Raw genomic sequence first — 14,613 nt, forward strand, 5'->3', positions numbered from 1 at the left:
AGGTGTTTGTGACGCCAATGCTAGACAAACCCTCGAAACTGCTCCAGATACAAGCTCAGTTGCCTGGCATCGTCTATCGCTTCGTTGACGGTGCTTTCTACTGCGTCATTCCACGCGTGTATTTGCTCCCTGGCGGTATGGGTGTCGTCAAGCGCGGCCCAACTGGACTCTTGAACCTCAGTAACATCGAGCGCCCTTCGCTGACCATTTTCAGAAGCATTGAGCACAAAGTCATAGTTGAACAGAAAGCTGCTTTCTATGAGTTTCGCCAGCATGCCGGTGCATCTGATAAACCCGACATAAACCTCGCCGTCGGCCGTGGCGATCGGAACCCCGGAGGTAGTCACTATCCCGCCTGGCGTCCTCATTTTGCTGATCTGGCCACCGGGCTGAGTGTGCTCCTTGAGGCGAGTCTCCAGCGTGCGGGATGTATAACCGCAATAGACCGGGAAGCACGCGCCGTCCGCGGTCGACGTGACGAAATAGAGAATATAGAGGCCAGCGCTTGTTACTGCCGGGGTATAGGTTCTGGTCATCTTGTAGGATGAGCCGCCATAGGCACGGATAATACCGGTTATGACCCGACTGTCCTGTTCTGCGTTCATGTGCACGTCCTTGTAGCCATGGGTAGGAAATTGTTCGTACAAGAGCATAGCTGACGATTATCCAGCGGCCAGTTCCGCCTCTTTCTGCGCCCTGCGTCAGGGCTGTGGTCGCGGCGACTGCTCACGAGCAGGTGTTCGATGAGAAGACCAATAATTGATAAGCATTACTATTAGTGTTAATGTCAGCAGCCCTACTTCACGCGCCCTGACTGCCGGGGCTATTGCGAAAACACGATGTTTGAACTGCAATCGGTCAGCTTCAGTGTTCCCGGACGAACCCTGCTGCACCCGCTGAACCTGAGAATCCCCCACGGCCGCATGGTCGGCCTGATCGGGCATAACGGCTCGGGGAAGTCGACATTGATCAAGCTGCTGGCCCGTCAGCAACTGCCAACCGAAGGGCAGATCACGCTGGACGGCAACCCCCTGTCAGGCTGGCAGAACCGTGAATTCGCGCGACAGGTCGCTTACCTGCCGCAGCAACTGCCACCTGCCGACAACCTCACCGTGCGTGAGCTCGTCAGCCTTGGCCGCTACCCGTGGCACGGCGCCCTGGGGCGTTTTGGCAAAGAGGATCGCGAGCAGGTACAACGCGCCCTGGAGCTCACCCACACGCTCGTCTTTGCCGAGCGCATGGTCGACCATTTGTCCGGCGGCGAACGTCAACGTGTCTGGCTGGCGATGCTGCTTGCGCAAAACAGCCGCTACCTGCTCCTGGATGAACCCACCTCGGCCCTGGATATCGCCCATCAGGTGGAAGTGCTCGCGCTGGTCAAGAACCTGAGCGTTCAGTTAGGGCTCGGCGTGCTGGTGGTGCTCCACGACGTCAACATGGCTGCACGCTATTGCGACCATCTGCTCGCCCTGCATCAGGGGCGCCTGATGGCTGAAGGCTGCCCTGCCGAACTCATGCGCAGCGACACCCTGGAAAACATCTACGGCATCGCCATGGGCGTGCTGCCCCACCCTCAAGGCGGCTCGCCCATCAGCTTCGTCTACTGACCCGGAGAGCATCCTGTTGCCTGCCATCGCGCTGCGTGCCGCTCTAACGATTGTGCTCTCTGTGTTGCTACCTGCCGCCTTCGCACAGCCTGTGACCTGGAACGATGATTTTGGTCCCGTCACCTTCAAGCAACCACCACGCCGGGTCATCGTGCTCGACTGGGGGCTTGTGGAGCAACTGCTGGCCATCGGCGTCACTCCCGTAGGGGTCGGCGAACCAGACGGTTATCGCCGCTGGGTATCGACCCCGGCGTTACCGACCAGCGTGGCCGATGTGGGGGCTCGTCGCGAACCTAATCTGGAAGCCATGAGCCAGTTGCGCCCGGACCTGATCCTGGCAACACCCGAGTACGCCTCGATCCTGCCGCTGTTGAACGCGGTGGCGCCGACCATGCTCCTGGCCACGTTCGATGACAGTGGCCAGCCGTTGCAACGCTCGCGGCAGATCACAACGCTGCTTGGGCGCATGCTCGATCACCAAGCGCAGGCGGATGCACTGCTCAAGCGAGTCGACAATCACTTCGCCGAAGCCCGGGCCGCGCTCGCCGGGCAAGCCCTGGAACCCTTGTACCTGGTCACCTTTCTTGATGAGCGGCACTTGCGCGTCAACGGTGGGCAAGGCCTTTACCAGGCGGTGCTCGATGAGCTCGGTTTACGTAACGCCTGGCACGGCCCCACCAGTTCCTGGGGGTTTGCGACCATTACCTTGGCGGCACTTGCCACCCCGTCCGATGCACGCCTGGTCCTGTTCGAGCCGTTGCCGGACGCCGCTGCGCTGAATCGCAACCCCATCTGGAAAGCCCTGAGCGCCGTGCGTGAGCAGCGCGTCGACAGCCTTCCTGCCGTATGGCCCTACGGCGGCGTCAGCAGTGCCGAGCGCCTCGCCCTGCTGCTAAAGCAGCGTTTTGCCCCGAGCGCCCAGCCATGATCCTGCGTTACATCAATCGCCACCCCGCACCGCTACTGACCCTGATGCTACTCGCAGCACTTGCCCTGGCAACCGGCAACCTTGCCACGCACCTGCCCCCTGGCCTGTGGTGGCAAGCCGTCAGCGCCCCCCAGACAGAACAACTCGACCAACTGCTGGTGCATTACAGTTGGCTGCCGCGAATGGCCATGGCCTGGTTGTGTGGAGCAACCCTGGCGCTGACCGGCTGCATACTGCAGCAAGCGTTACGCAACCCATTGGCCGAGCCTGCCACCCTTGGCATTGCTTCAGGCGCGCAACTGGCGTTGAGCATTGCCACCCTGTGGGCACCCGGGCTGCTCGTCCATGGCCGCGAATGGCTGGCGCTGGCCGGCGGCGCGGTGGCGCTGCTGCTGGTGTTCGCCCTGGCCTGGCGCAGAGCCTTCAGCCCGTTGGCACTGATCTTGGGCGGCATTCTTGTGTCGTTGTACTTCGGTGCGGTCAATGCCGGGTTGATGATCATCCACGGCCAGGAACTGGGGCCACTGTTCATCTGGGGAGCCGGCTCACTCGTGCAACAGGACTGGCAGCAAGTAGCGTTTTTGCTGCCACGGCTGCTGCCGGCCCTGGGTGTGCTGCTGCTGATTCGTCCGCTGACCCTGCTTGGCCTGGAAGATTCCGGCGCCCGCGCACTGGGCCTTTCACTCAATGGCAGCCGTGTGATTGCCTTGGTGCTGGCCCTGTGGCTCAGCGGCTGCGTGGTGGCCAGCGTCGGCATGATCGGTTTTATTGGCCTTACTGCCCCCAGCCTGTGCAGCATGCTCGGTGCGCGCCGGCTGAAGGATCGACTATTGTGGTCACCGGTGCTCGGTGCGCTGCTGCTATGGCTCACCGATCTGTTGGTGCAAAGCCTGGAAGGCTTTGACAGCGGCTTCCTGCCCACCGGCGCAGCGACGGCGCTGGTGGGTGCCCCACTGTTGATCTGGCTGGTACAAGGCTTGCGCTTGCGCGGCGATGCGCCGCACTCTAGCGCCCACAGCAGCCGCCCCCGGTATTCAAACCGCGTACTGTTGTCGGGCCTGGCACTGTTGCTGGTCGCCACGGTGATGGTAGCGCTGGCCGTGGGCGATGGCCCGCAAGGCTGGACCTGGAGCCACGGCCCGATGCTTCAGGCGTTGCTGGAATGGCGCACGCCACGGGTGTTCGCCGCACTGGGCTGCGGAGCCTTGCTGGCTCTGGCGGGTTGCCTGATCCAACGCCTCACCGGTAACCCACTGGCAAGCCCGGAACTGCTCGGCATCAGTTCAGGGGCAGCCATGGGCATGTTGCTCGCCTTGATCGCACTGCCCGCTGCCAGCAACGGTACGCTGGTCGGGGCCAGTACCGCAGGCGCCGTGCTCACCTTCGCCGCGTTGCTGGCCTTGAGCCGACGTGACAACTTCTCACCAACCCAACTGTTGCTGGTGGGCATCGCCGTCGGTGCGTTGTTCGATGCCCTGCTGCAAATACTCCTGGCCAACGGCGACTCACGCGCACAACACATGCTCAACTGGATGGCAGGCTCCACCTACCGCGCCAATGAGCAGACGGCGTGGCTGCTTGGGGGGATGTTGATGCTGTTCGGCGGGCTGTGCCTGATGCTTCATCGCTGGCTGGACATTCTGCCACTGGGTGAGGCCGCAACCCGAGGCTTCGGTGTCAGCCTTCGTGGCAGCCGTCTGGCATTACTGGGCTTGAGTGCGTTGATGACAGCCTGCGCCACGGTGGTCATTGGCCCCTTGAGCTTCATTGGCCTGCTGGCTCCGCACTTGACCCGTATGCTCGGGCTGGTGCGGGCACGGGCACAACTGATGGGCGCCATTCTGCTGGGTGCCTTGGTGATGGTCGCGGCGGACTGGCTGGGGCGCAATGTGCTCTACCCTTACCAGATGCCCGCCGGTTTGCTGGCGGCGCTGATCGCAGGGCCTTACCTGATGCTGCAGTTGTGGCGGCGCTGAGCCGTCGGCTCATTCGACGCTCAGGCCGCGCTCGGCCAAGGCATAGCGCAACAGCAGCTCATCGCTGATCAGCGGGCAATCGCTACAGCATTCATAACCGGGTAGCCCGTCACGCAGGCAACACTGGCGGCGCTGGCGGATCTGCAGCGGGCCTTGTGGCCCTGGCATCTGCACATAGCGCACAGGCTCGAAAAGCCGGTTGCGCTTGCCGTGCGGCCACTCGCGGACCCTGATCAGCGCCTCGCCATGGGCCAGGGTGTCGGTTGGAAAGCCACGCTCGGCCAGCACACCGATAATGCTCTCCACATAGTTGCCGGCGTTGTTCCACAGCACCCGGGGGGACAGCTTGACCACACGTGCCAGCGCATCGATGAAAGGCTCCAGGTTGCCCTCTATCAAGGGTGCAAATCGCTGCCAGGCATCATCAGGCGCTACCCGCTCACCAGGGTGAGGCAATACCAGGCGGGCAGGCAGCCCTTGCGCATCGATGACCACCTCGATGTCGTCCAGCGTGACGGGCAAGTGCCACCCCAGCACCAGGCTTGACGCAACCACTGCAGGCAGCACGGTCAGGAAATAGTCCTTGGACCATAAGGAGACCAAGGCGCGCCGGTCGGCACCGGGATACCCCACGGCATACAGGTCCAGGCACTGTTCAAGCTGCTCGGCTTCAACAAAGCGCCGCCCTGACACCACCGGCTGGTCGCCGGCACTCAGGCTCAGGCCTTCGGCGTATACCGCCAGTTCTCCACAAAACAGAGGGGCCAATACATCGATCAAGAGCTGTACATCCGTGTAAGAGGCGGGCCAAAAGTCATTTCAAAAGGCATTACTGTGCCCGGTTTGCAGGCACAACGCCCAGTCGCTGGCGACAATGACGCAGGGCATCACGCAGGAGAAAATTGATCAGGGTCGGCGAGGCGTCCTCACGGCGTGCGGCTTCGCGCTGGGTATGCCCTTGCAGTTGGGTCATTTCAAAAATGCGCCGGGTGCGCTCGGGCAATTCCAACAAGGCGCGGTGCACCTGCTCAAGCATTGCCCGATGGATAACGGCAGCCTCCGGCGAGGGTTTTGAACACAACAGGACATACGCCTGCTCTTCCCCAACGCTGTGGCAGTTCTCCCAGTGCTGACGCCGCAGGCGGTCGATGGACAGGTTGCGCACCATCCGGTAGAGATAACCCAGCGGATGGGCCACAGGCAGACAAACAGGCTGTTCACACAATTTGAGGTAGATATCCTGAGCAACATCTTCTGCCTGATAACGACAGCCCAGTATGGCGTTGGCTCTGTCGATCAATGCCTGGCGATTGTCCAGAAAAGCCATCAGTAGCTCCGGGTTGTTGTTCGTTCCATGAGTCGTCAAAGCGAAACACCTTCAGGTCAATAAGAAGGGGTGAGTCCGATCGCGAATAATGCTATTACAAACCATTATCATTAGCAATTAATGACAAGGTGTTACTACGCCGCGTTCGAGGCGAATCCGCCTGTGCGCTCATGAAGCCAAAACCACGTGCATGGACCCATCCAGGCACGTGGTTAAGTTGCGCTCAAACCATTCAGGCGCCAGGCAACACCTCAGCCAGGCTGCGCAGGAACACTGGCTCCCGGACGATTCCGGCATGACTGCCCTCGATCTCCTGCCTGCTGTGCGCCTGCACGCCAATACCCCGCTCCAATGCGGTCTGCGCAGCCATGGAAACCTCTGCCACTTCGCTTGACCACCAGCACTGCGGTGCCACATCGCAAGGCTTCAATGTGCAGTTAGCCGTCAGACCATTGAGGTGGCGCATCACGGCGAAACCTTGAGCGATATCCCCCTGCTCGATACGCGGCGCATCGCCACGCGATTGTGCGACCGCCCAGGCCAGTACGCCCTCGATCAACTCGGCATCGCTGCAGCCCTCCCGTCGCGCCTCAGCGATACGAGCCTGAACAGCGGCCAGCGGCACATCGCCGAACAACTCCGCCAGGTAACGGGCAAAACCGCTGTCCAGGTCGGCGTGCTGCGCCTCACCCGTCGCAGCACCCACGCCAGGAACGAACGGGTCGACCAATCCGAGGAAGGCTACCGGTTCACCGGCCTCACGCAGCAACCGCGCCATCTCCACCGCGAGGGCGCCTCCCAGGGACCAGCCCAGCAGGTGATACGGCCCCTGCGGTTGAACCCGGCGAATCGCCTGTACATAGTCTTGGGCCATCTGCTCCAGAGAGCTGTCGCGCCAGGTCGGCTCTACAAAACTGCGGCACAACAAACCATCAACCTGCCAGGTCGCTTCCAATGCACGCGCCAAGGGGTAGTAACCAAACAGCGTGCCGCCGCCCGGGTGTACGCAAAACAGCCGAGGGGCTCCTGCGCTGGCCTGATTGAGGGGCACGCGCGGTGACACCTCGGCAGATGGCCCTTGCACCCGTTGCAACAGCTCACTCAAGCGCGGGTACTGCATCAGTTGATCGAGCCGGACCTTCAGGCCCAGTCGGTCTTGCAGTGCAGCGGTCAAGGTCAATGCCAACAGCGAATGGCCTCCGAGGTCGAAGAAGTTATCGTCAAGGCCCACACGCTCTACCTCCAGCACCTGCGCCCAGATACGGGCAACAGCCTGTTCGGTATCAGTCTGCGGCGCCCGGTACTCGCGGCCTGCTGCAGCGTCCGGCTCGGGTAGCGCGCGACGGTCGAGCTTGCCGTTGGCGGTCAGTGGCAACGTCGGCAACACCACGATCTGTGCCGGGACCATGTATTCCGGCAGCCGTTCGTGCAGGTGGGCCTTGAGCTCGTCCTGAATCGCCAAGTCCGAGCTGGCGACATAGCCCACCAGCCGGGGGCCACCGGCGCCCTCCTTGACCAGCGCCGCCGCTTCGTTGACCTGCGGATGGCTCTGCAACTGCGCTTCGATTTCACCCAGCTCGATGCGGAAGCCGCGAATTTTCACCTGCTGGTCGATACGCCCCAGGTATTCCAGGCTGCCATCGGACAGGCGCCGGGCCAGGTCGCCGCTGCGGTACAGGCGTTGGCTGGCATCGAACGGGCTGGCGATGAAACGTTCGCTGGTCAGTTCCGGGCGGTTCAGGTAGCCACGGGCCAGACCGGCACCACCGACGTACAGCTCACCCGCGATACCTACGGGTTGCGGATTCAGGTTGGCGTCCAGCACGTGCAGGCTGAGGTCGGCCAACGGCCGGCCAATCGGGCTCGGGCCTTTATGGGCAAGGTCTTGCGCGGTGATTTCCCGGTAGGTCACATGCACCGTGGTTTCGGTGATGCCATACATATTGATCAAGCGCGGCTGGCGATCACCGTAGCGCTCGAACCACGGCCGCAGGCTTTCCAGTTCCAGGGCTTCGCCGCCAAAAATCACGTAACGCAGGCTCAACGGCGCCGTGTTTTTCTGCGCCAGCGGGATCAACTGACGGAACGCCGACGGCGTCTGGTTCAACACCGTCACGCCCTCGTCGACCAGCAACGCCAGGAACTCTTCCGGTGACCGGCTGGTGAAATACGGCACGATCACCAAAGTGCCGCCATGCACCAGGGCGCCAAAGATTTCCCACACCGAGAAATCGAAGGCATAGGAATGGAACAGGGTCCAGACGTCGTCTTGGGTGAAACCGAAATCGCCCTGGGTGGCCTGGAACAGCCGCTCGACGTTGCGCTGGGTCAACTGCGCGCCTTTCGGCTTGCCGGTCGAGCCCGAGGTGTAGATCACATAGGCCAGTTGTTCCGGGTAGATAGTCACCTGTGGCGCGCTGCATGGCTCTGCAGAAAGGTCCAGGGTGTCCAGCGGCAATACCTGTCCCGGCAACTGCAAGTCCAGGCTGGACAAGCTGATCACCTGTTGCAGGCCGGAATCCTCGACCATGTAGGCCAGCCGCTCTGCCGGGTAGTCCGGATCCAGCGGCACATAGGCACCACCCGCCTTGAGCACAGCCAACAGGGCGACGATCAGTTCAGGCGACCGTGGCAGGGCCACGCCGACCAGTACATCGCTGCCCACGCCCAGGCGTATCAGCCGATGGGCCAGTTGATTGGCACGCTGCTCCAGCTCGGCGTAGCAGAAGCTGACACCCTGATGACGGATCGCCACGGCGTCAGGGCGCAACGCCGCCTGCGCGGCAATACGGGACGATACCGGCACGAACGCCGGGAAATGCTGCTGCACTGCGCTCCACTGGGCCAACTGTCGCAACGCCACGGCATCGTTGAGCGGGATACGCCCCAACGCAACCTCGGCATCCTGGGCCATATTCAGCAAGATCTGCCGCAACTGCCCATCCAGGCGCATCAGTGTGGCTTGATCAAAGCATGAACAGTGGTAGCTGTAGCCGATCTCAAGGCGTTCACCGAGGTTGACGGTCAGGGCCAGCGGGTAGTTGGTCATCTCCAACTGTTCCATTGGGCCAAAGCGTGGGCCGCTGTCCGATGCCTGACGCAATGCCGCATCCACCGGGTAGTTCTCGAACACGATCAGCGTATCGAACAGGCCTTGGCCACCCTGCCCGGCCCAGCCCTGTATCGCGTACAGCGGCGTGTGTTCGTGCTCGCGCAGCGCCAGGTTGTCGGCCTGCAGCTTGCGCAAGTAGTCACCCACCGCCTGCCCGGCGTCGAGCCGAACCAGTAGCGGCAAAGTATTGATGAACAGCCCCAGCCAGGATTCGGCGCCCTCCAGCTGTGTCGGACGCCCAGCCACGGTGACACCGGTGCACACGCTCTGCAGGCCGGTATAGCGTTGCAGCAACAGCAACCATGCGCCCTGTACCAAGGTGTTGAGCGTAATCCGCTGGCGCTGGGCGAACGTTTGCAGAGCGGCCGTCTGCTCGACCGTCATTGCCTGTTTCCAGTTGCCCGAGCCCTCGCCGGCTGCAGGCGCGACCATGGTATTGGCCAGCAGGCATGGCTCATCGAGCAGGCTCAAGCGCTCACGCCAGAACGCCTCGCTGACGGTTGCATCCTGAGCCTGCAACCACTGGATGTATTGGCGATAACCGCCAGTGACTGGCCGCAGGCTGTGCGGGTCGGCATAGGCCTGCAGCACCTCACCGATCAGTTGGGCGCTACTCCAGCCATCAAGCAGCAAATGATGGCTGGTCCAGATCAGCCGGTAACGTTCGGGCTCGAAACGGATAAGGGTCAAACGCAGTAAAGGCGCCTCGTCCAGCTCAAAGCCACGGGCGTGATCGGCAGATGCGAATTGCTGCAACAACGACTGCACGTCACCCCGGTCACGGTAGTCAAGTACCTGCAATGGCACCGCGACCTGGCGCCGAACCACTTGCAGCGGTTCAGGTAGATCACCGCGCCAGACAAAGCCCGTACGCAAGATGCCATGGCGTGCCAGCGCTATGTGCCAGACGGCGCAAAAACGCTCGACATCCAGGTTGTCGACATCCACACAAAGCTGATTCACATAGGTTCCGGCCTCGGGTGCGTACAACGAATGGAACAGCAGGCCCTGCTGCATCGGTGCCAGCGGGTAGATATCCTCAAGTGCATCAGCGCCCAGCGGCAGGCCATCAAGTTGCGACTGGCTCAAACGTACCAGCGGAAAGTCACTCGGCGTCACGCCGCCAGTACCGGCCTCCAGACAATGGTCGAGCAGCGCCTGCAAGGTGTCGCGGTAGTGATCCACCAGCGCTTGCATGCGGGCAGTGCTATGGCGGGAGGTGTCAAAGCGCCAACTCAGGCTCAGTTCGCCGCCATAGACCTGGCCATTGATTTCCAGGCGCCGAGCCGGGCCGGATTGCGCGCCATGCTCACGACCGGCAGACTCAACGGCCGGTTGCAGCAAGCCGCCTTCAGCAAAGCTGCCATCGAACTGGCCGAGGTAGTTGAAGGTGATGTCCGCCCGCGGCAACGCCTGCATCGCGGCCCGGACCTGTGGCGTACCGAGGTAGCGGAGTGCGCCGAAACCGACGCCCTTGTGAGGTAGATTACGCAGGGCCTCCTTGCAGCCCTTCAGTGTCGTTGCCGGATCGCTGTGAGCGCCAAGGCGCACCGGGTACAGGCTGGTGAACCAACCGACGGTACGGGTCAGGTCGAGGCCATCAAACAACGCCTCGCGGCCATGGCCTTCCAGATCGATCAGCACGCTGGGCTGCCCGCTCCAGGCGCACAAGGTACGGGCCAGGGCCGTCAGCAGCAGTTCGTCAATGCGCGTGCGGTACGCTGTGTTCGCGGTTTTCAGCAACTGGGCGGTGCGAACCTTGTCCAGGGTCAGGGTCAGGCTTTCGATACCGCCGCCAGGGGTACCATCTTCGGGGAACTGATCCACGGGCCCGGCCAACTGCTGTTGCCAGTACGCCACTTCCGTTTGCAGCACCTCGCCGTGGGCAAAGGCCTCCATGTGTTCGGCCCAGTGCTTGTAGGCGCTGGTCTTGGCTGGCAACGGTAACCCGGCGTAGGCCTGCTGCAAGTCCTCCAGCAGGATGCGCCACGACACGCCGTCAACTACCAGGTGATGCACCACCAGCAGCAAGCGGGCCGTCCCATCGGCCAGTCGAATATGCACGGCGCGCAGCAGTGGGCCGTCTTGCAGGCTGAGGCTGGCTTGCGCTTCGTCGCAATGGGCGGTGATTTCAGCAGCAGAAGCCGCTTCGCGCTCCCACAGCAAGGCCTGTACGTTCGGAGCTCGATGGTGTTGAACCCAGCGGTTCCCCTCCTGCTGCCAGCTCAGACGCAAGGCATCATGGTGCGCCACCAAGGCCTGCAAGGCACGGTTCAATGCCTGGCTGTCCAGCGGTTGCGCAGCCTTGAGCAGTACTGACTGATTCCAGTGGTGCCGCTGCGGAATCGGCTGTTCAAAGAACCAGGCCTGAATCGGCGTCAGCGGCACCGCGCCACTGACCAGGCCCTGGTCAATGGCCAACCCGCCTTCCAGCGGTTTGGCCGCACGCGCCAGGGCTTGCAGGGTCTGGTGTTGAAACAGGTCTTTGGGCGTCAGCGCCAAACCGGCCTGCCGCGCACGGCTGACCACCTGGATCGAGACGATGGAGTCGCCACCCAGCTCAAAGAAGTTGTCGTGCAACCCGACCTGTTCCAGCCCCAGCACCTGTTGCCAGATCGCCGCCAAGGCCAACTCCTCGACAGAAGTCGGCGCTTGGAAGGCCTGGCTTTCCCACACTGGCTCCGGCAGGGCCTTGCGGTCCACCTTGCCATTGGGAGTCAACGGGAAGCGTTGCAGCACCAGGATCTTGCTCGGCACCATGTAGTCCGGCAACGCATCCTTGAGCTGTGCTTTAAGTTCATCGCCCAAGCCGTCATCGCGGTTCGACACCACGTAACCCACCAGGCGTTTGTCGCGTAGCAGCACCACCGCCTCACCGACGTCGGCATGGGCCTGCAGCCGCGCTTCGATCTCGCCCAGTTCGATGCGGTAGCCGCGCAGCTTGACCTGTTGGTCAACACGCCCCAGGTATTCCAGATTGCCGTCGGCCAGCCAGCGCACGCGGTCGCCGGAGCGGTACAAGCGGCCACCGGTGGTGGAGAACGGGTCCGGCACAAAGCGCTCGGCGGTCAGGTCTGGGCGCTGGTGATAACCACGGGCCAGCCCTTCGCCGCCAATGTACAGCTCGCCCGCCACACCCGGTGGCAGCAGGTTAAGGTCGGCATCGAGCACGTACAGGGTGCGGTTGCCGACCGCACGGCCGATGGGGGCGTACGGTGTTTCGCACGGTACATTACCGTCGGCCCGCCACAAGGTCGGGGTGACGATGGTTTCCGTCGGCCCGTAACCGTTGATGATGCGCGGCGCTTTCAGGCCACGGCGCAGCAGCTCGAAGGTCTCCCGCGACACCGCTTCGCCGCCAATGGTGCAGGAGCGCAGCCGCAACGGCTGCGGATGCGCCAAGGCCCACTCGGCCAGTTGATGGGCATAGCTGGTGGGGAAATAGGCCACGGTGATGCCTTCGTCCACCAGCGTCTGGTAGCTCTGCTCTGCCGAGATCAGCCCCGGGCCACGCAATACCAGCCGGGCACCGAACATCATCGGCGACAGCCACTGCTCCACCGCGCCGTCAAAACTGATCGAGGCAAAATGCAGGGCAATGTCTTCGGCGCTCATGCCGTACAGTTCCCCAGCAGCACGACAGTGCATGCTCAGGGCACCGTGCTCGACGGTCACGCCCTTGGGTTGGCCGGTCGAGCCAGAGGTGTAGATCATGTAGGCGCGTTGCTGCGGGGTGACCGTCAACACGGGCGCCTGTGTTGGCGCGCAGCTCAGGTCCAACTGGTCCAGGGCCACGACTTCGACGACTTCCGGCCACGCCAGTGCCAGCGCGGCATCGCTCAGCACCCACTTCAGGCCCGCGTCCTTGACCATGTAGGCCAGGCGCTCGGCCGGGTACTCTGGGTCCAGCGGCACGTAGGCGCCGCCGGCCTTGAGGATCGCCAACGGGGCGAGGATCAGTTCCAGCGAGCGGTCCAGCGCGACGCCAACCAGGGTTTCCCGGCCCACACCCAGGGCGATCAAGCGATGGGCCAGCTGATTGGCACGCTGTTCCAGCTCGGCGAAGGTCAGCGAGCGCTCGCCACACACCAGCGCCACGGCGTCGGGACGCAAGGCGGCTTGCTGGCTGATGGCCTCATGCACCAGCGGCAGGTGTGGCGTAACACCCGCTGCTTGGCTCCAGGCGTACAGTTGGCGATGCTCGTCATCGGTCAACCAGTCCAACGCCAGCAACGGTTGCTGCGGTTGCTCCATCACTTGGCGCAGCACCGCCTCAAAACGCTGAGCAAAGCGCTCGATACTGGCAGGCAGGAACACATCCACGGCATAGGTGAACGACAGCACAATACGCCCGCTATCGTCTTCGCTGCTGTCCAGCCCCAGGTCAAACTGGGCGGCGGTTTCCACCTGATCCAAGGCTTCCAGGGTCAGCCCCGGCAGGTGAGCCAATGCGCCAAAGCGCTGCCGCTGATGGTTGAACAGTACCTGGAACAACGGGTTGTGGCTCAGGCTGCGTTCTGGATGCAACGCCTCAACCAATTGTTCGAAGGGCAGGTCCTGATTGGCCTGGGCGCCAAGGGCCCGTTCGCGTACCTGCTCCAGCAGGTCGGCAAAGCCTGCGTGGCTATCGACCACGCAGCGCAGCACCTGGGTGTTGACGAACAGACCGATCAACCCCTCGATTTCCAGCCGATTGCGGTTGGCCGTCGGCACGCCGATACGCAGGTCGCACTGGCCACTGGCCCTGTGCAGGCAGACGGCAAAGGTCGCCAGCAGTACCTGGAAGGTCGTCGAGCCCTGTGCCTGAGCGAACTCGCGCAGGCGTTGACCGAAGGCTTCGTCAAGTACACGCCGCTGCTGGGCACCGCGATAGCTTTGCACCGCCGGGCGCGGGAAGTCCCCCGGTAGCTCCAGCACCGCTGAGGTATCCCCCAACTGAGCCGTCCAGTACTCGAGCTGGCGTTGCAGCTCGCCGGCTTCGAGCCACTCGCGCTGCCATTGCGCATAGTCGGCGTACTGCACCGGCAACCCCGGAAGGTCCAGCGCATGGCCTTGAACACTAGCGCTATAGGCGGCAGCAAACTCATCCACCAACACGTTCATAGACCAGCCATCGGCAATGATGTGGTGCAAGGTCAACAGCAGCGCGTACTCGTCATCGGCCAAGGTCAACAGGGTGACCCGAAGCAACGGACCGTTAGCCAGGTCGAAGGGTTGCAAGGCTTCGGCTTCAACGGCGGCAGCCAGGGCTTCCGGGCTTTGCCCACGCAAATCAACCGACCTGATGGCCAGGGGCGTCGGCGCATCAATCACCTGCCGTGGCTGTGCATTGGCATCTGCGATAAAACGGGTGCGCAGGCTTTCGTGACGCGCCACTAGCCCATCGAAAGCGTTCTGCAGCGCGTTTTGATCAAGCTGACCGCGCAGGCGCAGCGCGCCCGGAATGTTGTAGGCACTGTTGGCCGGCTCCAGTTGCGTGAGAAACCACAACCGTTGCTGAGCATAAGACAAGGCCAGAGGCAGGGTGCGATCAGCCGGGCTGATAGGCATCTGCGCAAACAGGTCGATACCTTTCTTCTTCAAGAGTGCGGCCAGTGCCTTGCGTTTTTCAGGGGCAAGGTCTTTCAAGGATGCGATCAGGCTTTGCATAAATTCAGTTCTGT

Annotated in this window: 6 protein-coding genes and 1 pseudogene; 3 read left to right on the plus strand and 4 right to left on the minus strand. The window is 62.6% G+C overall.

The annotated features are described in order from the left end of the window. Positions 1 to 20: 20 nt before the first annotated feature. Positions 21 to 605: a hypothetical protein gene (locus ACZ9H3_RS04530; RefSeq protein WP_330522533.1), complete on the minus strand. Its 585-nt coding sequence runs from the start codon at positions 603 to 605 to the stop codon at positions 21 to 23. A gap of 234 nt (positions 606 to 839) precedes the next feature. Here ACZ9H3_RS04530 and ACZ9H3_RS04535 point away from each other — a divergent pair, with 234 nt between their 5' ends. The 3 genes from ACZ9H3_RS04535 (at position 840) to fhuB (ending at position 4,511) form a co-directional block, all read left to right on the plus strand. Beyond that, positions 840 to 1,607 carry an ATP-binding cassette domain-containing protein gene (locus tag ACZ9H3_RS04535; protein ID WP_476219848.1) on the plus strand — a complete coding sequence of 256 codons (768 nt, stop codon included), beginning with the start codon at positions 840 to 842 and terminating at the stop codon, positions 1,605 to 1,607. Between the two features lie 61 nt (positions 1,608 to 1,668). After that, positions 1,669 to 2,535, plus strand: coding sequence for an ABC transporter substrate-binding protein (locus ACZ9H3_RS04540; RefSeq protein ID WP_476219850.1), 867 nt, complete (start codon positions 1,669 to 1,671; stop codon positions 2,533 to 2,535). Beyond that, a complete protein-coding gene (gene fhuB / locus ACZ9H3_RS04545) occupies positions 2,532 to 4,511 on the plus strand; it encodes a Fe(3+)-hydroxamate ABC transporter permease FhuB (protein WP_476219852.1) in 1,980 nt (659 codons plus the stop codon). Before ACZ9H3_RS04540 ends, fhuB begins: the two co-directional genes overlap by 4 nt. Before the next feature lie 9 nt (positions 4,512 to 4,520). On the opposite strand, the gene fhuF is transcribed toward fhuB, so the two are convergent. From fhuF to ACZ9H3_RS04560, 3 genes and pseudogenes are all read right to left on the minus strand, one after another. Further along, on the minus strand, positions 4,521 to 5,291 hold the full coding sequence (fhuF, locus tag ACZ9H3_RS04550; RefSeq protein WP_476219854.1) for a siderophore-iron reductase FhuF: 771 nt from the start codon (positions 5,289 to 5,291) through the stop codon (positions 4,521 to 4,523). Between the two features lie 49 nt (positions 5,292 to 5,340). Beyond that, positions 5,341 to 5,838, minus strand: a complete 498-nt coding sequence (locus tag ACZ9H3_RS04555) for a sigma-70 family RNA polymerase sigma factor (protein ID WP_065761045.1) — start codon at positions 5,836 to 5,838, stop codon at positions 5,341 to 5,343. A 232-nt stretch (positions 5,839 to 6,070) separates the two neighbouring features. Continuing rightward, positions 6,071 to 14,599 (minus strand): annotated as a pseudogene (locus tag ACZ9H3_RS04560) (amino acid adenylation domain-containing protein); the annotation flags it as partial. Positions 14,600 to 14,613: the final 14 nt, after the last annotated feature.

It is taken from the genome of Pseudomonas sp. TE3910 (assembly GCF_056279025.1).